The following is a 20,908-nucleotide window of genomic DNA, read 5'->3' on the forward strand; positions in this document are numbered from 1 at the left end:
CATCCTATTCAGCAGGATAAAAAAAGGCTGGGTATGAGGCCCGGGCACTGCACTGATTCCGCATTTGTCATTTTTTCATCTTATTCCCGAAGCTTTTATTCCATGACAAAAAAAGACGGCTTTCATCTGTAAATGAAAACCGTCCCTGTATTTTATTTAACTGGAAGCACTTCAGTATTACGGCTTGCGCTGGTATGTCCACTTACGGTCTTTGTTCGTGAGAGCGGGAAATTCCTGGCCTGCCTCCAGGTGAACCTTCTTCGGTTTGTTCACCATGCTCCCTGTCTCACCGATTTCCACGTAGAATCCGTTATTCGGCGCTTTTTCACCTGACTCGAACTGACGCTTCTGCCCCATAAGAATCCCTCCCTTTAATTGAATGTTCTTAGGTTGCTCATCCGGAAGGGAATTATGAGCGGAGGAAACTACGGGAGCCGGAAAACATATTCGCGGAGCCCCTGCTTTTCTCCGGGCTTTATGGGCGGGAATTGTGATTAATACGTGAAAATTACAATGTACACGCGAAAAACATCAAATTTACGCGATTCCCTCTTTCAACCCTTTCCGCGCAAAAAAAAACCGGCCCCTCATCCGGGAACCGGGATTCCAGCTACTGCTTTTCACCTGTTTCATGCAGATACTCAATTTCACCTTTATCCTCATTGAACGATACTGTAAGGTCCTTATCGTCAAAGTACCATTCATCCTTTTTCTCCACGTAAAAGGTGAAACCGCTTTTTTCTTCTTCTACAGCAGGGTCTTCAGGGTCTTTTTTTGCCACGGCAATAGAAAAACCGCTCTGAAAATTACCACAGCCGCCGTACCGTACATAAAGCTGAACTGCTTCGCCCTTTTCCAGTTCGAACTCATCCTTGAACCATTCCACTGCTTTATCTGATACATCAAGTTTCATGTCAAAAACCTCCACGTTTACTGACTTATACGTGCTGTTTTCCCCTTCTCAGGGCAGGAATAAACAACCCCTTTATGGGATTCACTTTGCTCAGCATATCACGAAATCCTTTTGCCCTGCTACCGAAAACACTCAGTCAGTTTTAGTCTGCTCCTGATCATCGTGAATCATCGGCAGACAGAGCTTTTTGTATGTGAACCTGTAAAACAGGAACGCACCGGTCAGCATTAGAAGCCCCAAGCCGGCCAGAAACGTTACGCTCTGAAACAGAAAGACCGGACTATCCATGAACACAACCGAGCGGAATCCGAGAATCGAGTAGGTCATAGGCAGCCAGCCGTGCACCGTCTGAAGCGGCGATGCAAGCAGTTCAACCGGGAATGTCCCCCCACTTCCCCCAAGCTGAAGAATGAGAAGAATGATCGCCACAAACCGGCCGGGGTTGTCGAGCACTCCCACAAGCGTGAAAATCAGACTGATAAACACGGCGCTTACAAGATACGCAAACCAGATAAATGAGACCGGGGAAGCAATGTCAAGATTCAGCCCGAAAAACAGAAAAGCCAGCAGAATCGTTACCTGAGCCGAACCGGTGAGCAGAGCCACCCCGAGTTTGCCTGTAAACCACTCATAACCATTAGCATGGGGCCCGAGAGGATCGCGGAAAGGATAGATAATCGACAGCGTGAGAGCTCCTACATACAGACCAATCGATAAGAAGTACGGGGTAAGTCCTTCCCCGTATGAATAATCTGCGCCGCTTCCGCCTTTCGCTTTTACAGGAGAAGAGACCATCAGCTCGTGCTGCCGTTCCGGGTCGAGATTTCCCATTACAGAAGCAAGCTCATCGAGGTTTTTGTGAAGACTCACAGTTCCTTCTGCCAGATTATCCAGTCCATCTGCAAGCCCGAAACTGCTTTCATGGGCTTCACGGATCCTCTCTTCCAGGTCTGCCGTTCCGCTTTTGGTCCGTGCGGCACCTGCCACCAGATCGTCCAGCCCTCCACGGACGCTCTCCTCCATTTCAAGTGCGTCCTTATATTTTGTTTTCGCCTGATCGAGGGTGCTGTTTATCCGGTGGAGGTGATTTGCCAGATCTTCCTCTTTTTTCTGGATGCCGGTTAGGTGATCAGCCGGTTCAATGGCATTGAGCACTTCCTCCACCTGGTCTGCTGCTGCTGACAATTCGTCTATGACCTCATTTACATCGTCCAGGTACTCCCCGCCTGCTGCAAAAAAGTCTTCAGCCGCGGACTGTTTTTCTTCAGCTGCTTCAGCACCTTCCTCCACCTTGTCGATAGCATTTTGAAAACGGGAATACTGTTCCTCTGTTTCAGAGAAACGTTCATCTATTTCAGCCTGAAGTTCCGGTACGCGCTCAAACTTCTCAAGCCCTTCTTCGTACCAGGAAGATACAGACTCATTTTCTCCCCATTCGTCACCGGCTATGTCCGGAAGCTCCCGGTAATGATTTTCTGCATCGTCCAGAATGTCCAGCGGTCTGTTAAGGATCTTTTCCAGTTCCGCAACCTGTTTCCCGGCACCGGCAGCAGTCTCCTCTGCTGTTTCAGCTTTTTTAAGCACTTCTTCTAAAACCGGGCCCACATCTTCTGACAGCTCCTGCCATTCCCTGGTTTTTTCCGAATGGACAGCAGCCGCCTCATCAAGCAGGCTTTCGGTATCCTCGAGGATCTCCTTCACCCGGGCCGCATCTGCCTCCAGTTCTTTGGACTTTTCCGCCAGACGGTCAAATTCACCTGCTGCTTCTGACACCTGACCGTCTTCCAGAAACTCCTCCGCTCTGACCGTATGTTCCCGGACGCTCAGGAAAGTATCCTCAAGGCCGGATACCTCCAGACTTTCCGTAAAGCCGATCCACTCACTCCTGAAAGTCCGGGTACCTTCTTCAAGCTCACCTGCCCCCTTTGTCAGTTCCCCGGCGCCTTCTTCAATTCTGCCAAGACCGGCTCCAAGATCTTCACTTCCGTCCCGTGCCTCCGTGCTGCCTGCTTTAAGGTCCGAGGCCCCCTCTTCAAGTTCCCGGACCAGTCCGGTGAAACTGCTGAACGAATCGGTGGCCACCTCTGCATAGGCAAGAGTGAGTGCTTCAGACAGTTCACGTTCCATCGACTCAACCGCATTGGCAGCAATCTGGGAGCTCACATAGTTGTAGTCACTGTTCACTTCATAATAGAGCTCTCCTTTTACCGGTTCTTCTCCTGCAACACTTGCCACATTTTCGGAAAACGACGGTGGAATACTGACCAGGAAGTAATAGTCAAATTCCTCCATCCCCTGCCGGGCAGTCTCTTCATCCACAAAGTGAAAATCCAGCTCCGGACTTTTCGCAAGTTCTTTTGTAAAATCGTCACCTGCGTTGATCTGTTCGCCGTCCACTTCCGTCCCTTTATCCTCGTTAACAACGGCAACCGGAAGAGCCTCCACCTGGCCGTAGGGGTCCCAGAAAGACCAGATGAGTACACCTCCGTACAGCAATGGCATGAGCATTATTCCAGCCAGGGCCAGCATAAGCTTTTTTCTCTGCATGATGCCTTTAAGTTCTTTTTTCAAACCTCTCACAACCGCATTCTCCTTTTTGACCACTTCGTTCACATAGTCATTTTTATTTAAAAAAAAGCTCTATTCGGAAAGATTGTTGTTTTATTCCGCTGCAGGCGGACGCTTTCCGCAGGCATTGCTTCAGACGGGGCAAATTCCTGCTTCTTCCTCTGCCAGTTAAGCTTCGAAGCCGGCTCCGTCGAAGCAACTCGAAGATTACTGAAGGAGTAAACGCTCGTCGCTGGAGTCGCTGCCTTTCGCTACGTCATTATTTTTATAATGCAGCAATCAATCCGAAAACAGCGTTAATAAAAGGAATTACCTTTTTTCGTTATGAATCAGGGAGTAGATAAAATGTTCTTCCAGAATAGCTGCGATTTCCTCTTTTCCCAGCGCCCCGTATTTCTCCTCGTAGTCAAATACCAGTGCCATATACTGTTTGTACAGAAGAAAAGCTGTAATTCCTGACTCTTTCATCGCAAGTTTCCCCTGCTCCTGTGCCTGCTCCAGCACCCTTTTCAGACAGTCAATAATCGCATCCTCGACCTTTTCCAGGGCTCTTTTTGAATGATCTGTACCGAACATACGGACTTCGTTTGCCAGTTTCATCATTACCTGATGATCGCGCCGGAAAGCAAGAAGCTGGTAAAGGGCGGAGTGCAGATTTTCCGAAACAGACCGCTCCGGCAGAATGTTCGTGTAAAACACCTGCTCCATTTCGGTTATTACCTGCTGAAGTACAGCATCAAATAGCGCCTCTTTGTTCTTAAAGGCGGTGTAAATGGTTCCTTTCCCGATGCCTGCAAGAGCTGCCACTTTGTCCATCGTTGTTCCTTTGTATCCGTACATGGCAAAGGAGGATGAAGCTGCCTCCAGAATGAGTCCTTCCTTGTTTTCAACCATCGCCGGTCAACCTTTCGTTGCAAATTAAAAATGACCGGAATTAAGATCCGGTCATTTACCGTTGAAGCTATTATAATACGGACGGGGCAGGAAATCAATCAGCCTCCGCTTACGGGAGGGATGAAAGCTACCGTATCTCCGTCACTGACTTTTGTATCAGCCCGGGCGTATTCCTCGTTAACTGCAGGCATGGCATTTTCAATCCCCTGAAGCTCAGGGTAATCCGTAATGAGCCGTTCCCTCAGCCCTTCCACGTTCAGCCCGTTTTCCGGTTTCAGCTGCAGTTCACGCCGGCCGAGACGCTCTTCAAGCTCTGCAAATAAAAGTACGCGTATCACTCGATATCCCCCTTTTCAGGACTGCCGCCTGGATAGGCGGTCGTTTCCCGCTGGTCTCCGATCCAGCTTGATCCGTCCTCCCAGTGTTCTTTTTTCCAGATCGGAACGATTTCCTTGATCCGCTCAATCGCAAAGCGGCTTGCTTCAAATGCATCGGCGCGGTGGGGCGTGGCAACGGCGATGACGACGGCTATATCGCTGATGTCCAGCTCCCCGATCCGGTGTGTGATGGCCACTTCCGCATCCGGGAAGTCCCGCACGATTTCATCGCCGATTCTGGCGAGCTGCTTTTCGGCCATCGGCACGTAGGCATCGTATTTTAAATACAGGGTCTTTTTCCCCTTCGTCATTTCCCGTACGGTTCCGATAAACGTATTCACGGCTCCGGCATTCCGGTGGGTAACCTTATCGATTACGGCGGTTACATCCACCGCCTCGTCCGTGATCGTAAAGCGCGACTGTGTCATTGCGTATCATCTCCGGTCAGTATCGTGGTCAGGGCAGTGAGAACCTCTTCTCGCCGAGTAAGCGGAAGCGCCTCTATGCCGTGCTGTGCGAGTGCGTCCTTCTCTTTTTCCCCGGGACAGAGAACGGCTTCAATGCTCGTGCTCTTCCGGAGGAGTTCACTGTCCTCCGGTCCGCGGAGGATGACGGCTTTCGGGTAGTTTTCGGTTTTATACCCTTCAATCAGGATGATGTCGGGGCCGGTAAATTTCATGAGTTTTACGAGTGTGGGCAGTGGCGGTGGGTTGGAGCCGGTCCACTGAAACTCCCGTCCGCTCACCACGAGTGTACTTTCTGCTCCTGCCCGACGGTAGCTGCCCGTATCTTTCTGTTCATCGCCCGAAGCAAGGGGCGTATCATCGTGTCCGTGATGTTTGATCACACTCACCACATATCCCAATTCGATCAGGCAGCCGGTCCAGTCGGTGATGAGTGTTGTTTTGCCGGAATTGGAGTACCCGGTCACCTGGAAGATCATGGCCGTGTTTTCTCCGGCAGTTTAACCGGTTCGCTCCCCGGTTCATTCAGAAGGAGCACATCAACCTCATCTCCCGCCCTGTAGCCACGGGTTCCTCCCGGTAAAAGAGTGAGCGTATTCGTATGGGCAAGCGATGTTACGGCAGATGATTTGTCAAACCCTGCAGGGCGGGTCGTGAGTCTTCCTTCCCCGTTGAAACGAGCATCGCTTCGAATGAGTCGGGTAAACGGGTTGGCTTTTGGAAAGTCCTGTCCGAGAACCGCTTTCGTCTGAACAAGGTACGGCCTGGATGCTCCCTGCCAGGTGCGGAGCCACGGGCGGGCGTACAGTTCAAAACCGACAAAGCAGGCGCTCGGATTTCCGGAAAGGCCGAACAGGGGCATGCCGTCAAGCTCAGCCACTGTTGTAACGCTTCCGGGACGCATGGCAATTTTATTAAAGAGCACATTGGCCCCGAGCTTGTCGTAGATGGCCGGCAGGTAGTCAAAATCCCCCACCGACACGCCCCCCGTTGTAATCAGGGCGTCCACTTCCCCGACCGCTTTTGTAACCGCATCGTAGCAGGCGTCGAAGTCATCGGCCAGCTTTCCAAAGTAGCGGGGTTCTGCGCCTGCCTTCTTCAGCTGCGAGGCCACCATGTACGCATTACTGTTGCGGATTTTACCCGGCTCCATTGGTTCGTCCACTTCCAGGAGTTCCGTACCGGTGGCAAAAATCCCTACTACCGGCCTTCTGTATACGGGCACTTCCGGATAGCCGAACGTGGCGAGCAGCGCTTTGACTCCGGGTGTAATATCGGCCCCTGCTTCCACGAGGGGGTCGCCTTTTTTCGTTTCCTCCCCTTTAAAAGAAACAAAGTCACCTTCTTTAAAAGGGCGGGTAATTTCGATCATGGCTGCACCGTTTCGGGTCACTTCCTTTGTGAGCTCGAACATGCAGATGGCATCACAGCCTTCGGGCATCATCGTACCGGTCATGACCCGTACGGCCTGACCGGGCTTTGTGACAGGCTGTGCCACTTCTCCGGCACCGACCGTCTCGGTGACTTCGAGGTAGACAGGGGTTTCTGATGTGGCGCCGGCCGTGTCTTTACTCTGCACGGCAAAGCCGTCCAGGGGTGAGCGGTCAAATGGGGGAATGTCGTGGTCCGCGTAGATCGCTTCAGCAAGAACACGTCCGTCTGCTTCTGTAATCGGCACCCTTTCAATATCCCCTTTTCTGCTGTATGCCATAACCCTGCGCTGGGCTTCAGGCACAGGAATCGGTGTGCGTTTTTCAATCATAGGAAGTGCTCCTTTCCCGATAGAAAACTCGTCTTTCGTATGTATTGATTACTGTTATTTTAGCAGGGATCTGAAAGCCTTTCCATGAAAAGCGGAGGTTTTGTGTGCTTCATGCAGTATAATGCTCCGCTGCACAACTTCCGCTTCCTTCCTCGGTGGTCCGGGCAAGCTCCTTCCTGTGGGGCCCATGCCCCCGGCTGCCTCAGGAGGCTGTCTCCAGATGCCGGTTCGTGTCCATAAAAAAACACCAGCCCTGTATCAGGACTGGTGTATACCACGCTGTTACAAATCAAGATACTTCAGATCCGCAATGATGGCATCGAGATCAAAATCCCGTTCCCCGTTGTACATGCGGATCGTCTCTCCCTCATCGTTAAACAGGAAAAACCGGATCGGGTGGCTGATATCACTGGCGCCGCTCTCCGTTTCAATTGGCATAATCCGGCTTCGCATGCCGCTTAGAACAAGTTCCTCGAGGGTCTCCGTATCGTACCCGGTGAGGAAATGCCAGTTGTCAAAGTCCGCTCCGTACGACTCCCCGTAATCCTTCAGCCGCTCCGGGGTATCGAACTCCGGATCCACTGTGAAGGAGACGATCTGAACATTTTCAATGCCTTCTTCTTGCATAGCCTCCTGCACACTTACCATGTTCGGTGTCATCGTCATGCAGACGGTCGGACAGCGGGTAAAGATCGTTTTGGCCAGGTAGTAGGTTCCTTCAAGATCTTCGTCGGTTACCGTTTCCCCGTCCTGGTTCACAGCCTCAAAAGAAGACATCTCCCACTGGCCTTCCTCCCGTTCTGCCTCGGTCAGATCTATAACGGCCTCGAATTCAGCGGCCGGATCCTGATACAGAAAACTGCAGCCTGCAAGTACGATCATTCCAACAGCAGCAAGGCCTGCTTTCAAGTAGCTCATCGTGTTTCATCCTCTCAAAAAACGGCCCCCGTTCAGAGGGCCGGATTTCTCTTCATTATGCATTATGGGTGCGTGAGTCCGTATCCACCATTTCGTAAACCGCAAACTTGGCATCGTCTTTTTTGTTATCGGAACGGTCACGGTTCATCCACTGTTTAAAGATGTACCCGATCGCCACACCGTAGACAAGCTCCTGAACGATCTTCATGATCGCCCCGCCAAGCTGCTGATCGTGAGTTGGTGAAAGCGGCGGCAGTGCTGCCGATCCCGAAAACAGCTCATAAGGGATATCCGCCCCTGCAGGAAGACAGTAGGCAATCGCCATCGCCCACGTTGCCGGATCGGTATAGGTGGCATAAAGAGGTTCACCTGCAAAAATGATCAGTGCACAGGCCGGGGTAATCAGAACCCCGTTACCAAACATGTATCCAATCTTTTTAAGTTCCGAAAGCTCGTAGCGGGTCTCAATCCTTGGTATGAGGTGCCACCACATCACACTGGCTGCAAAAAACATCCCCAGCTGGTAAATGTTATGTGCGCCTTCGTTCGTTAATAACCGGTCAAACATAAACGGCAGGTGATAAATGGAAAACATCGCGTTAAACAAAAGCAGACCGAGAATCGGTAAACCAATTACGGTAAAGACAGCTCGTACCGGCTTCAGGTTTGCCAGAGGGGTGAATACCCAGCTCGGAAGCCCGAGAAGCAGAAGCGGAGGGGCAATTAAAAAGGCAATCGCCATACTCAGCATGTGCATACTGAGCATCATGTGTCCAAGCACGTAGAGCGGTCCCCCGAATCCGAAATAAAAGGCAATCAGCCCGATATGAAAATACACTTTGCGGCGAACGGGAACCGGTTCGCTTCCATCAAATTTATGTCTCAGCGGCCCTGTAACCCAGAAGTACAGTGCACTGAAGATCAGCAGCATGACAATCAACTCCGGCGTCCAGAGCGTACGCGCGGGGAAACTGGAAAACAGGGTTTCCATAAACTGACCCATCGTTCCTCACTCCTTTACTGTGTTCAATTCATAAGTGTCCGAAAAAAATGTATGTTATACTGAAAATCTGTTTTTACAAATAAAACGCCTCTCTCATTCTAACATGGTTGGGCACTCATATTGTACAGTAAAAGGTACGGTTCACAAAATTGACCCAACTGTTTCAATTCCTTAACTGGTACATTCTGCTGAAATAGAATCAGCGGCATCTCTGCCGCTTTTCAAAACACTTCAGAACAAAGGAGGCACCATCCGATGAACCGCCACTTAATAGCCGTGGATCTTGACGGCACTCTTCTCTCAGAGCAGAAAACGATATCGCCCAGAAACCGGGCCGCCCTTGCCAAAGCGAGAGAGCTCGGCCATGAAGTCGTCATTGCAACAGGACGCCCCTACCGTGCCAGCTCACAGTATTACCGTGAACTTTTTCTTCAGACTCCGATCGTCAACTTCAACGGCGCATTTGTTCATGCTCCGAACGACCGGACGTTTGAAAGCAGCCATCGTCCCCTCGATGAGGAGACAGCAAGGACAATCATCCGTACATGCGAGGCTTTTCAGGTGAAAAATATAATGGTTGAAGTGATGGACGACTACTACCTCCGTCACCTGAACCGGGGTTTTGCAGAGGCCTTTACACTCGGCACCTCTCCGGTGGACTACGGTAACCTTGAGCACCTGCTGGACGCCGATCCCACATCCATCCTTATTCACCCTGAAAAAGGTCAGGAAAAAGAGCTGACCTCTCTTTTAAACGAAGCCCATGCCGAAGCCACTGAGCAGCGGAACTGGGGAGCACCCTGGAACGTGATTGAAATTGTCCGCGGCGGAGTAAACAAAGCAGCCGGCCTCTCCAAAGTAGCCGCGCACCTGGATATCCCAAAGGATCGTATCATCGCATTTGGTGACGAGGATAACGACCTGGAAATGATCGACTACGCCGGTACCGGTGTAGCCATGGGAAATGCCATTAATCAGCTTAAGGGTATTGCCAATGAAACGACGTTTACAAACGAAGAAGACGGGATTGCCCGCTTTCTTGAAGACCGGTTTAAATTTGCAGCCGACCCCAGCGCTCACCTCGGCCGCTCCGGCGATTAAAGCTAAATATGTCCAGCCGTTACATGGCTGATTATCGAAAACATACCTGCGTGAGGCAGCACTTCAGCTTTGCCCCGGACAACCAGCTATTTTGAAATAAATACAGGAATCAGCAAAAAAGGCTCCAATTATCAAAAAAGATAATTGGAGCCTCTTTTACTTAAATTTTATCAGCCTTTTCCATCATCCACTGATTTCGGCCTCATCTTTTAAACCAAAAGAGCGAAGAGCTGCTTCAAGACTCATAAATGTTTTTGTTCCTGAATATTCGAGGGCTTCCATTGCCGCTCTTTTCCTGGCAATATCAGGCGTAATCCCCGAGTAAACAGGCTTTACTCCCATAATGCGCAGGGCATCCGGAATTTTCAGGAGGCTGTCGGGAAAATGAAAGTCAGAAATGACGAGACCGGACAGGTCAAATATAAAGACAAGAGTCTTCTTTTCCGCACAGTGGGCCAGCACTGCTTCCGAAACGCGTCTGGAGCGTGTTTCATCCATAATACCCTGAAGCGAGAGAACGGAAATATTTCCCGTTACCGGTACAATAGGCACAGCAATTGACTCAACAAGCCGGTTTGTATGATCATAGTCAATCAGATTGGACAGTACGTCAGCAAAATCCTGAACAAGACGTTTATCCTTGTCAGTAAACGTCTTCTCTGATTTGCTCATGACACATAAAGTTCCGAAAAGTTCGCCGTCTCCATCTCTCATGGTCACACCGAGAAAACCTTTCAGGTTCAACTGTTTCGTCACTTCAAGTTCACTGGTCAATTCATCTTTTGTAAGATCCGATATCGTCAGTGCATTTCTATTTTCAATTGTAAGCCTGCAGTACGTTCCTGCGTAGGCAACAGCATACTTCTCGGGAATCAGTTCTTCAGCTACGTTTACCGAGCTGAGAACAGTCATTTCCTTTTCATCCCGTTTAACTATGTAGGCGGTATCAACGTTCAGCTGTTCGGCCATGATCTGGAGCAGCTGATAAGAAGCCTTTTTAAGAGTTGGAAAATCATCGACAGTAAGTGCAATACTTTGGGACATTTGCAGGCCTCCATTCTGAAAAAAAACGTTTTCCTGTCAGTCAAACAAGATTACATTTTGTAACTCGAAATATTACTTTCAGTCTGAACCTTTTTACTTAAATATGCAAGGGATTTACCTATTTTTTAGTGCTTAATTTCCCTTTCAATTGATAAATCCGGAGCTTTTTGGAAACCCTACTCTGGAATCCCAAGAGAAAAGGAGAGTCATTTATTATGAGCAAACATTCCAAATCTAAACGAAATCCGGTTGACAGTTCAACAGCTGCGGCACCGAAAAATGAGAAAGTTGTTAAACACGACAAACAGGCAAATCCGAAACAGGGGTGTTAACAGATGGCCAATCAGCAGTTTCAGCAGGCACGTGAAGCCATCGAAGCGGCACACACAGCTATGAATGCAGCCCATACACCGGAAGGTCTGGAACAGGCGTACAATCAGATTCACCGGGCGCGTCAGGCGCTGAGTCAGGCATTCGCAGACTCATCCATGGCCGAACGGGAACAGCTGGGACAGATGCAGGAGGAATTTTACAGCGCAGCCGAATCATTTTCACCCGAGGATCTACAGTAAACCGGCTTAGGCACTGCAAAGTAAGCCAATCCTTTTTTATATGTAAAAAGACCCTGGAGGGCATTCATATGCTGCCTTCAGGGTCTTTTTATGGTTCATGTTTAACCGAGCACTCTTGTAAAATGCAGTGAAAACAGATGATAGACAGCCAGTATAACCTCCGGTTTCATCATTTCCGGATGATGAATTTCTGCCCGCTGACGTTTTGCAAGCCCCACAGCTCCCCGGGAAAAAGAGGCAGCAACTTTGTCATCCCTGACCCTGACAAGCTCTGTTCTTGTCCCACGGGTCTGATTACACAGCTCAAAGTCCTCATTATCATAACGAAGGTGAAACAGGCATCTTTTTCTCTGGATACAGCTTTTTACCGTACCGCACTCTTCACCGTTCACTGAGATGTCCCACACTTTTTTCGGGAACGTATTCAAGTATGGTGCCTGGACGATACGTACGCAGACGGTTCCGACTTTCACTTCTGCATTGGTACAGAAATGTCTGCTCATTCTGGCGAGCCACTTCCGGCCCCGGGTTTCATAAAAAAGGTTCAGATAGCCGCATGTTCCCATTTCCCCTTCAAGGGGGACAGGCTTATCCGAATACCTCAGGAGCGGGCTTGTATATTCATAATACATTCTGCAAAACTCACTTTCTCTGAATATGCAAAATTAGGTGTAGTCCTCTGTCTGCGAACATTGTATCATAGAAGTGACCAGAAGTTAGGGGGCAGACTGAACGACATGAACGTATACCGTGTACCGAAAACAGCAGGCCCGGAAACCCGTGCGGCATTAATGAACCTGATGATGGAACAGATGAATCAGCTCGGCGGACCGGTAACGGAAGAGAATCTCCTTAAAACAATCGATCTCGCTCTTACCGAGCATTCAGGCTCTGAATTTTTCGCTGCTGAAACGAGGGACGGCAGCATCGTCGGCTGCGCCTTTTTCAATACGGGTATCAGCCTCGACAAAGGCGGACGCTATATCTGGCTGAACGACCTTTACGTCAAAAAAAGCGAACGCCGCAAAGGGATTGCCAAACGGCTGCTCCTCCAGGTTCTCTACTGGGCCGAACAGGAGGATTACAATGGAATTGAGCTTGAAACCGGCATCAACAATGCCGCAACCAAGCGCCTTTACAATTCCCTCGGCTTTTACGATATTATTTCCAAACGCTACAGCCGCTCGCTTTAGGCGGACCGGCCACCCTTAACGGGTTGGCCGGTTTTTATATGAACCAGCCTCTATAGGGAGCAGGGTAAAAACCATAACCGTCAACTCCATCAAAATAAACCCCCAAAATAAATTAACCACCAAATCAGCACGACTAACCACCAAACTAATTACTCAGCAGTTTCCTGCTCCGGCCTCTAAAACACCATCTGCATGACACCCAGCACTCCGATCGCCGCTCCTACAACCACAATCAGAGGTGCCCCGAAGTATGCCAGCAGCGCTGCAGCACCGCCTCCTGCAACAGCAAACCACACATTGTCTCCTACCGTGAGGATGCCGGGAAGAATAAGCGCACCAAGCACCGCATAAGGCACTCTAGTCAGCATTCTTCTTGCCCATGACGGCCAGTTTTCCGTATTCAGCATCACCAGGGGAAGCAGCCGCGGTATATACGTTACTGCCCCCATCGCCACAATCATCCAGAACATCGTCATCGACATGAGCTGTCCGCCTCCTTCTTCACTTCCGCCTGTTCAGTATGTGATTTCCCTCCACTGTCCGCATCCTGCTTTCCCGCATTCATCACCTGCTCAAAACATTCATATACGGTCACTGCCAGAATGGTGGCAAACATAATTGCCCACCCGGTGCTGAGCCACAGCGCCAGAACTGTATGAAACAGCGCACCCATACCCGCAAGGATCACAACCATACGCCCTTCTTTACGGATCGAAGGTACCAGGAGTGCAATAAACAGGGCAAAAAGTGCAATTGCCATGCTCTCCTGTATCACGAGTGGCAGAAAAGCCCCCATGTAAAACCCGGCGGCGGTAAAACCGACCCAGCTTCCGTACGCGACCCCTGCCACACCAATAATATAAAATGACCGCAGCGGTGCTTTTTTAGTGGAAGCCACCGCAAACACTTCATCGGTCATTCCGAATGCATAGAGGGCCCTCTGGCCCTTTGTTCCCGTTTCGGCCTTTTCACTGATCGACGCGCTCATGAGAAGATGCCTCAGGTTGACAATAAACGTTGCCAGCACCACCTCAAACGCCCCTGCACCGACGGCGATCATGGAAAGGGACATATACTGGGCAGCCCCGGCAAAAACAAGCATGCTCATAAGCACAGCCTCAGCCGCGGTGAGCCCTGTGGCGCCGGCAATCAGGCCGAATGTTATTGCTACAGGCATGTATCCTACTGCTATGGGCAGCCCGTCGGCCAGTCCCTTTTTCAAAAACGCTGTCTGTGTCACCGGATCCCCGGTGCTCTCTGCTGCTGTCACTCCCAAAACCGCCACTCCCCTGCTGAAAGTTTTTATCTATTTTACGCCTCTCTCCGGCATCTGGCAAGAATTGTTTTCAGCCGTGTTTTACCGGTGTTCAGGGCGGAAATAAACACCCCTATTTTCCCATTAAAAAAATCCCCCAAAAGGGTAGACGGGGAGGCTTTTAAGGGAGTAAACTTAGCTGGATAAAACATCAAGCGAGGTGAATCACAAATGGTATGGCAGGCTATTATTATTTTCATTGCCCAGCTGCTGTTCGTTCCTGTACTGACGCTCCGTACGATTATGATGGTAAAAGGGATGAAGAAAAGGACCGCCGCGATGGGTATCCTGGAAGGGGCTATTTACGTCGGTGCCCTCGGTCTTGTCTTCAGTGACCTTTCCAACTACTACAATATGATCGCCTATGCCCTCGGATTCGGGGTTGGGCTTTATATCGGTGCCCTAATTGAAGAAAAGCTGGCCATCGGCTATGTAACAATTGAAGCAAACATCCCGGACCGCAACGAACCGCTCATCAGCCGCCTGAGAGAAGTGGGCTTCAGTGTATCCACCAGCCCTGTGGAAGGAATGAATTCAACGCGATACCGTTTGGATTGCACCGCACGCCGGGACCGTGAAAAAGAATTCATACGAGTTGTGGAAAATCACGAGCCGAAAGCCTTTATTGCCTCCTACGAACCGAGAAGCTTTAAAGGCGGCTACATTACTAAAGCCATGAAAAAGAGAAGAGAGAAGTTCCTTAAAAAGAAACGCCGGGAACAGGAAGAAAGCCAGTCTGCCTGATAGGCGGACCGGCTTTTTCTCTTGGACTACTTTCCTGTAAAAGTCTCACGTTTTTTTTACCCCTCTGACTGACAGCATATTTTCCCCGCTCAAGATAAGAGCGCTCTTCACCTGCTCCCCGTTCATTAAATATCCAGCACAATCTTCCCGAGCTGCCGGCCTGCCTCCATATACTTCTGCGCTTCGGCTGCTTCATCCAGAGCAAATGTCCGGTCGATTTCCGGCTGGATTTTATGTTCTCCGACAAATGCCAGCATACTCTTAAAATCCTCGGGACTTCCCATAGTCGTCCCTCTCAGATCCAGATGCTTGAAAAACAGCTTCGGCAAAAGCAGCTCAGGAACCGGTCCGGTCGTGGCACCGAAATTTACAATCCGGCCTGCCGGCTTTGCCACGCTGATCAGATCATTAAAGCTCTTTCCTCCGACCCCGTCCACACAGAGATCCGCAGCCCCCATCTCCTTTTTCAGCTTCTTCACATATCCTTCCGATTTGTAGTTTACCCCGCCGGATGCGCCGAGCTCTTCTGCCCGCTCAAGCTTTTCATCACTGCCGGATGATACAAATACTCTCGCACCGCGGGCAAGGGCAAACTGCAGGGCAAAAGTGGCGACCCCGCTCCCAATCCCGGGGATGAAGACCGTTTCTCCTTCCTGCACTTTTCCACGCGTCACCACGGCCCTGTAGGCAGTGAGTGCCGCAAGCGGAAGTGCCGCTGCTTCCTCCCAGGAAAGATGCTCCGGTTTACGGTAAACCTGTTCTGCCGGGACCTTTACATACTCTGCATACGTCCCGTCTGTCGGCATTCCGAGAATATGAAAGTCCGGTCCATTAAATTCCGGATCATCTCCCCAGTTAAGACCCGGGTTGATGATCACCTCATCTCCAGAGCTCCAGCCACTTACTCCTTCACCGCATTCCTCCACCACTCCGGCACCATCAGCTCCAGGTACAGCAGGAAGCGACATACCCGGGTACATGCCGTATGTAATAAACACGTCCCGACGGTTCAGGGCGGCTTTTTCCAGCTTTACAAGCACTTCACCTTCCCCGGGTTCAGGCTTTGACACCTCCTCAAAGTTCAGCTTGTCCGGTCCGCCTGTTTCTCTCAGTACAACTGCTTTCACAATAATCTCCTCCTTATATCCGTTTCCCTTCTCTATTTCCTTTTAAGACAGTTAAAAAACCGCCCCAGAAAATACTGGGACGGTCTCCGCTGCATCAGTCATATACTTTTCCGAACGCTTCCTCCACCTGGGAAAGAATCGCGTCCCACTCTGCGTCAGGCTCTTTGTTTACAGTGACAAAATCCTGAAATCCGAAGATGTTGTCCACACCTTCAATGGCTAGAAGTTCCTTTGCAAGGGCGTGATCAGGCTCGTCCCCTTTTTTAAAGGAGGCACTGCCGTTCCCTTCAAAAAGTACCTGGTTTGCTGTAAGTTTCATTGCGTTCGGGTTTGGTGTTGGTTCTGCTCGTACTTCTACTGCCACAATCATCATCTCCTTGACGGGTTTCTTCTATCATAACACGGCAGAAGTCCCATGCAAAAGAACGAAGCATATGGCTATTGCCGCACTGGCAGACAGGCCGGAAAAGTTCCGGGTTTTTTTTCGGGTAATTTTGACGAAACAGGTAACTTGAGCTTGAAAAAGTACAAATCAGGGAATGGTCTGATATAGTAAATATATTATACAAACGTTATACATAAAGTACTGCTTTTGACATATACAACAATACGAAGAGGTGGCATGCACAATGTTCAATGCTGTAATTAAAAAGCCGAAAATCACACTATTATTTATTCTCCTTGTAACCATCGTGGGGGCGATTACATATACCCAGCTGCCCCAGCGTGAAATTCCCGAAGTAACATTCGATATCAGCACGGTTTCGACTGCTTTGCCCGGCGGCTCTCCTGAGCAGGTGGAGCGGAGAATCACTGAGCCCCTTGAAAGCGAACTGCTGAACCTCGATGGCATCGATGAAATATCTTCAGTCTCAACTTCAGGATTCTCAAACATTATCATCGAAATCAGTGAAGGTGCAGACCGAGATCAGGTGTTATCCCGCATCCGCCAGACAGTTACAGATGTCAGTACCGGCTTCCCTTCCGAAGCACGGACCCCTGACGTATCGGAAGAAGTACAGCTCGGCGCCCTGTCGTCTTACCATCTTCTCAGTGACGACAGGGAAAACCTGTACGAACTGAACGGCATGGTTGAGGAATGGGAAGAGGAAATTCAGTCCATTCCCGGTGTTCAGGGTACCATTGTAAAGGGGCTCCCTTCAGAGGAAATCCTCATCGACATTGATTATGACGCTCTTCTTGAAGAAGGGCTGCAGGTGCCGGACGTCATTTCCGCCATTGAGGATGAACTGAATACGTCACCACTCGGTGTTGAACGGATCGATGACGAAAACGTCCAGCTTGCCCTGCCTGAAACGCAGGAACTGAGTGCTCTTGAAAATTTGGCCATCGGGCTGAACTTCAGTGATGAGCCTGTGACTCTCTCCGAAGTGGGGGCAGTCAGCCTTGGAAGAACCGACGAAGAAGATTTAATCACCTATGAAAATACACCAGCTGCCTCATTTACGGTGATCCCCGATGACGGGGTGGACATACCCGGCCTCCACGAAACAGTGGACGAACGGCTCGCCGGCCTTGCCCAGGAGCTTCCGGCTGATGTAACACTTGATAAATTCTACACCCAGAATACAATCGTTCAGGATATTTTCGGCGACCTGGCACTTTCCTTCCTGTTTGCCATCGTTGCTGTCGTAGTCATAACACTTCTCGGCCTGAACCTGTCGTCAGCTGCCATCGTCGCGCTCGCCATTCCAGTTTCAATTCTGATCGGACTCGTCCCTCTTCCTTTTCTCGGGGTGGATCTGAACCAGATTTCCATTATCGGTATGATTATCGCTCTTGGTATTCTTGTTGATGATGCCATCGTGGTGGGGGACAATGTGCAGCGAAAGTACCAGGAAGGCCTTGATCCGGTGGAAGGGGCTATTGAGGGGACAAAGGAAGTGCGAACCTCCATCATCACATCCACCCTGGCAATTGTTTTTACTTTCCTGCCTCTCGTCTTCATTACGGGAGCCAACGGTGATTTTATCCGTGCCCTTCCAAGTGTGCTGATCACTACTATTCTTGCATCAACCATTATCGCCCTGTCACTCGTGCCGATCTATCTGATCTGGCGCCGCCGCAGAAAAATCAGGAAAGCGGATGGTAACAGCAGCAATACCCCTGAAAACCGGGATGTAAAAGTGGGACTTCTCGGGAAGCAGATCGATAAACTGGCAGACTGGTACAGCGGCAGCGTCCTGAGACGTGTCGTGAAGCACCCTGTGAAAGTTGCCATATCAGGGCTCGTATTCTGTATTCTCTGCTACGGTCTGATTCCGTTTATTCCGGTCGTATTCTTCCCGAGTGCCGACCGTCCGGAAGTGACTGTGGAAGTCCGCATGCCGGCAGGGACACCTCTTGATCAGACTGAAGACGTCCTGTTTGATATGGCGGAGATGGTTCTCGCAGAAGATGATGCTATCTATGAAACGGCTGTGTATGCCGGTTCCGGACTTCCTCCCCTGTTTGGGGAGGGGATGAGCAACACGAGTGAGGAAACGGGCGAAATTCTCCTGAGAACCGACCGGGATATTCAGTCAGCCGAAGAAACAATCAGCCGCTGGACCGGACCGCTTCAGGACGCCTACCCGGATGCGGTGATCGAACTGAATACGATTGAAGCAGGTCCTCCGGTCGGTGCACCGATTGCCATTAAACTGCAGGGACCACAAATGGAAGAGCTCAAAACGATCAGGGATGACCTGATGGACTTTATTGGCTCCCTTCCTGAAACATCAACCGTAGTGGATGATCTGGGTGATGATCGCCCGGTAATCCTCTACGAACCGGATCGGGAACTGATGGAGGAAAACGGCATCACACTAAACCAGATCAGTGAACAGATCGGCCTTGCAACAGAAGGAATTCCGCTTACGGACTTCGATGACGGCACGTCCACTTATCCGATGCAGCTGATCGTAAACGGCGATGCCGAAGAGCTTGATCTGTCGGACTACGTGCTTCCTTCGCAGGCCGGAGGCGGAGAAGGAGCACCGGAGCTCATTGGACTCGATGAGCTGACAGAGGAAGTCCGAACCACACAGACACCGCTCATTGCCAGGGAAAACGGTGACCGTACGATCACGGTCCGCGTATTTCCCGATGACGGTGCCCAGCAGGATCTCGAAAGTGAAATCGAGTCATATGTTGAAGATACTGTTTCCGATGCCGGTTTTGATCAGGACTATACGATCAGTATCGGCGGCGAAACCGAGGATCGGGATGACTTCTTTGTGGAACTTGCCACGCTGTTTCTCGTGGTTATCTTCCTGATTTATATTGTGATGGCAATCCAGTTTTACTCGCTGGTCATGCCGTTTCTCATTATGAGTACCGTCTTTCTGGCAGTAACAGGTGCAATCATCGGCCTGTTTATCACACAGACCGGTCTCGGCTTCATGGCGATGATGGGAATCGTTTCCCTCGCCGGAATTGTGGTACGTAATTCCATCGTGCTCATTGAATTTATCGAGCAGCGCAGACGTGCAGGAATGAAACTTGAAGATGCGGTCGTAAATGCCGGGAAAGTAAGGCTCAGACCGATTCTGCTTACGGCGATTACTGCCATAGCAGCTCTTCTGCCGGTTGCCTTCAGCGGTGACGTACTGTTTGTGCCACTCTCCATCTCAATTATTTCGGGACTGCTGTTCTCCGCTGTTTTCACAGTCATCCTTGTACCGGCGTTCTACATGGTTCTTAAACGCCGGTCCGCCCGGAAAGAAACGGAACCGAAAGCTGAATAGGAAAGAAAATCACGTTTTGTTCCACTGTGTTATAGAATAGTGAAAACAAACAAAGAGGCTGGGACAGAAGTATTTTTACAGACGAAAATCCGAACAAATAATATGCGATGCTGATAAATCGCTCCTGAAATATACGCCGCTTTCCGCGGGAAGCGGCTGAGCCTCCGCGTGCTTCGCAATGCGGGGTCTCACCTGCGCTTTTCCTCCCGCAGGAGTCGGCGAATATTTCATCCGCTTGTCAGCTTTTTGTTCGGATTCTCATCAAAATACTTTCTTTATCTCCCAGCCTCTTTGTTTCTGTTTTTTACCCACTCTTCAACTGTGCCGCCTCCTCCCAGCCGCTCCCCGGATATTTCTTACTATTCCTGCACTAAAATGTTGGCCCTTAAAAGCTTTATCACCTATAATTGATAGTACATGCCAGACTTTCAAATTCTATTACCGAGGTGAGGGTCCGTGGAAAAAACAGAGGAACTAAGTAAGTTGACTGGACAAGCCTTTCTGGCCCAGCTGATTACACAGTACGCGGCCCTTCATAAAAAAACGGCCGGTCCACATGCAGAAGCATATATAAAGCAGATCGGCATCCGCACAGGGGAGTGGCTCGAGCGGTTCTTTAACGAGGACAGCGGAGCTTCCTGGACAGTGGAAAAATATGCTCAGGTCATAGTAGACATCAAGAATGCTATAGGCGGACACTTTCGGATCGTTGATGTCCATTCCGACCACGTGGTGGTACGGGCAACGGAATGTCCTTTCGGAAGTGCAGTTAAACATGCCCCCCATCTATGCAATATGACTTCAAGCGTGTTCGGCGGCATAGCGTCCCGCCAGTTCGGCTACGGTGAAGTGTCTCTGAGAAAAAGAATCGCCGCAGGAGACAGCGTATGTGAAGTCGCTGTCTATTTCACTCCGGCAAACAGCGAAAATGGAGATATCTATGAAAACATTCCGGTAACGCCTGAAAACGGCAGCCCGTTTTTATGGGAGGAAGAAACAATCAGGCTTCTCAATGAGGAAATGAGAAGAAATGACGAATACATTCTTGAACTGCTAGATGAGCTTGAGACTCTCAGAAACAAAGTAAAAGAGTCATCCGGGACTGATTAACTCCCCCGCATCAGCCAGTGACATAAGCAAGGCATTTAAACGAGAATCCGAACG

At 50.1% G+C, this 20,908-nt stretch carries 22 protein-coding genes; 6 read left to right on the top strand and 16 right to left on the bottom strand.

All coding sequences use genetic code 11. The features are described 5' to 3' along the window. Positions 1-177: 177 nt before the first annotated feature. The 10 genes from FGB90_RS10550 to ctaG all read right to left on the bottom strand — a co-directional run bounded on the left by FGB90_RS10550 (position 178) and on the right by ctaG (position 8,899). Positions 178-357 carry a YjzC family protein gene (locus FGB90_RS10550; RefSeq protein ID WP_138810811.1) on the bottom strand — a complete coding sequence of 60 codons (180 nt, stop codon included), beginning with the start codon at positions 355-357 and terminating at the stop codon, positions 178-180. A gap of 253 nt (positions 358-610) precedes the next feature. Further along, positions 611-913 carry a HesB/YadR/YfhF family protein gene (locus tag FGB90_RS10555; protein ID WP_138810812.1) on the bottom strand — a complete coding sequence of 101 codons (303 nt, stop codon included), beginning with the start codon at positions 911-913 and terminating at the stop codon, positions 611-613. Between the two features lie 132 nt (positions 914-1,045). After that, on the bottom strand, positions 1,046-3,493 hold the full coding sequence (locus FGB90_RS10560) for a YhgE/Pip domain-containing protein (protein ID WP_138810813.1): 2,448 nt from the start codon (positions 3,491-3,493) through the stop codon (positions 1,046-1,048). Positions 3,494-3,790: 297 nt separating this feature from the next. After that, positions 3,791-4,375 carry a TetR/AcrR family transcriptional regulator gene (locus FGB90_RS10565; protein ID WP_138810814.1) on the bottom strand — a complete coding sequence of 195 codons (585 nt, stop codon included), beginning with the start codon at positions 4,373-4,375 and terminating at the stop codon, positions 3,791-3,793. 98 nt (positions 4,376-4,473) lie between these two features. After that, positions 4,474-4,713 carry a molybdopterin converting factor subunit 1 gene (gene moaD / locus FGB90_RS10570; protein ID WP_138810815.1) on the bottom strand — a complete coding sequence of 80 codons (240 nt, stop codon included), beginning with the start codon at positions 4,711-4,713 and terminating at the stop codon, positions 4,474-4,476. Further along, a complete protein-coding gene (locus FGB90_RS10575) occupies positions 4,710-5,180 on the bottom strand; it encodes a molybdenum cofactor biosynthesis protein MoaE (protein WP_138810816.1) in 471 nt (156 codons plus the stop codon). The genes moaD and FGB90_RS10575 overlap by 4 nt, the downstream gene beginning before the upstream one ends. Continuing rightward, positions 5,177-5,695, bottom strand: coding sequence for a molybdopterin-guanine dinucleotide biosynthesis protein B (mobB, locus tag FGB90_RS10580; protein ID WP_138810817.1), 519 nt, complete (start codon positions 5,693-5,695; stop codon positions 5,177-5,179). The genes FGB90_RS10575 and mobB overlap by 4 nt, the downstream gene beginning before the upstream one ends. Next, complete coding sequence (locus FGB90_RS10585) at positions 5,692-6,978, bottom strand: molybdopterin molybdotransferase MoeA (protein ID WP_138810818.1); 1,287 nt, start codon at positions 6,976-6,978, stop codon at positions 5,692-5,694. The genes mobB and FGB90_RS10585 overlap by 4 nt, the downstream gene beginning before the upstream one ends. A gap of 282 nt (positions 6,979-7,260) precedes the next feature. After that, positions 7,261-7,896, bottom strand: coding sequence for an SCO family protein (locus tag FGB90_RS10590; protein WP_138810819.1), 636 nt, complete (start codon positions 7,894-7,896; stop codon positions 7,261-7,263). A gap of 55 nt (positions 7,897-7,951) precedes the next feature. Then, the gene (gene ctaG / locus FGB90_RS10595) at positions 7,952-8,899 is read right to left on the bottom strand and encodes a cytochrome c oxidase assembly factor CtaG (RefSeq protein ID WP_246056147.1); all 948 of its coding nucleotides are present in this window, start codon (positions 8,897-8,899) and stop codon (positions 7,952-7,954) included. A gap of 255 nt (positions 8,900-9,154) precedes the next feature. Between ctaG and FGB90_RS10600 the strand changes: the two genes are divergently transcribed. Beyond that, positions 9,155-10,000: a Cof-type HAD-IIB family hydrolase gene (locus tag FGB90_RS10600; RefSeq protein WP_138810820.1), complete on the top strand. Its 846-nt coding sequence runs from the start codon at positions 9,155-9,157 to the stop codon at positions 9,998-10,000. A gap of 183 nt (positions 10,001-10,183) precedes the next feature. Here the strand turns inward: FGB90_RS10600 and FGB90_RS10605 are convergent, their stop codons facing one another. Next, positions 10,184-11,044 carry a GAF domain-containing protein gene (locus FGB90_RS10605; RefSeq protein ID WP_138810821.1) on the bottom strand — a complete coding sequence of 287 codons (861 nt, stop codon included), beginning with the start codon at positions 11,042-11,044 and terminating at the stop codon, positions 10,184-10,186. A 335-nt stretch (positions 11,045-11,379) separates the two neighbouring features. Here FGB90_RS10605 and FGB90_RS10610 point away from each other — a divergent pair, with 335 nt between their 5' ends. Beyond that, on the top strand, positions 11,380-11,616 hold the full coding sequence (locus FGB90_RS10610; protein ID WP_138810822.1) for a DUF3813 domain-containing protein: 237 nt from the start codon (positions 11,380-11,382) through the stop codon (positions 11,614-11,616). Positions 11,617-11,717: 101 nt separating this feature from the next. Here the strand turns inward: FGB90_RS10610 and FGB90_RS10615 are convergent, their stop codons facing one another. Further along, positions 11,718-12,248, bottom strand: a complete 531-nt coding sequence (locus FGB90_RS10615) for a tubby C-terminal domain-like protein (protein ID WP_138810823.1) — start codon at positions 12,246-12,248, stop codon at positions 11,718-11,720. Between the two features lie 105 nt (positions 12,249-12,353). Here FGB90_RS10615 and FGB90_RS10620 point away from each other — a divergent pair, with 105 nt between their 5' ends. After that, complete coding sequence (locus FGB90_RS10620; protein WP_138810824.1) at positions 12,354-12,809, top strand: GNAT family N-acetyltransferase; 456 nt, start codon at positions 12,354-12,356, stop codon at positions 12,807-12,809. Positions 12,810-12,985: 176 nt separating this feature from the next. Here the strand turns inward: FGB90_RS10620 and FGB90_RS10625 are convergent, their stop codons facing one another. Then, positions 12,986-13,291: an AzlD domain-containing protein gene (locus FGB90_RS10625; RefSeq protein WP_138810825.1), complete on the bottom strand. Its 306-nt coding sequence runs from the start codon at positions 13,289-13,291 to the stop codon at positions 12,986-12,988. Continuing rightward, positions 13,282-14,079: an AzlC family ABC transporter permease gene (locus FGB90_RS10630; RefSeq protein WP_438502697.1), complete on the bottom strand. Its 798-nt coding sequence runs from the start codon at positions 14,077-14,079 to the stop codon at positions 13,282-13,284. The genes FGB90_RS10625 and FGB90_RS10630 overlap by 10 nt, the downstream gene beginning before the upstream one ends. Before the next feature lie 216 nt (positions 14,080-14,295). On the opposite strand from FGB90_RS10630, the gene FGB90_RS10635 reads away from it, so the two are divergent. Next, positions 14,296-14,868 carry a DUF2179 domain-containing protein gene (locus FGB90_RS10635; protein ID WP_138810826.1) on the top strand — a complete coding sequence of 191 codons (573 nt, stop codon included), beginning with the start codon at positions 14,296-14,298 and terminating at the stop codon, positions 14,866-14,868. A gap of 125 nt (positions 14,869-14,993) precedes the next feature. Here FGB90_RS10635 and FGB90_RS10640 read toward each other — a convergent pair whose 3' ends face one another. Further along, on the bottom strand, positions 14,994-15,995 hold the full coding sequence (locus FGB90_RS10640) for a zinc-binding dehydrogenase (protein WP_138810827.1): 1,002 nt from the start codon (positions 15,993-15,995) through the stop codon (positions 14,994-14,996). Between the two features lie 94 nt (positions 15,996-16,089). Beyond that, on the bottom strand, positions 16,090-16,365 hold the full coding sequence (locus FGB90_RS10645; protein WP_438502691.1) for a NifU N-terminal domain-containing protein: 276 nt from the start codon (positions 16,363-16,365) through the stop codon (positions 16,090-16,092). A 259-nt stretch (positions 16,366-16,624) separates the two neighbouring features. Between FGB90_RS10645 and FGB90_RS10650 the strand changes: the two genes are divergently transcribed. Continuing rightward, complete coding sequence (locus tag FGB90_RS10650; RefSeq protein WP_138810829.1) at positions 16,625-19,744, top strand: efflux RND transporter permease subunit; 3,120 nt, start codon at positions 16,625-16,627, stop codon at positions 19,742-19,744. Positions 19,745-20,227: 483 nt separating this feature from the next. After that, entirely contained in the window at positions 20,228-20,854 is a 627-nt protein-coding gene (locus FGB90_RS10655) for a methanogen output domain 1-containing protein (RefSeq protein ID WP_246056149.1), read from the top strand. Positions 20,855-20,908 lie beyond the last annotated feature (54 nt).

Origin of the sequence: Alteribacter natronophilus, from assembly GCF_006007885.1 — a bacterium.
Lineage (GTDB): Bacteria > Bacillota > Bacilli > Bacillales > Salisediminibacteriaceae > Alteribacter > Alteribacter natronophilus.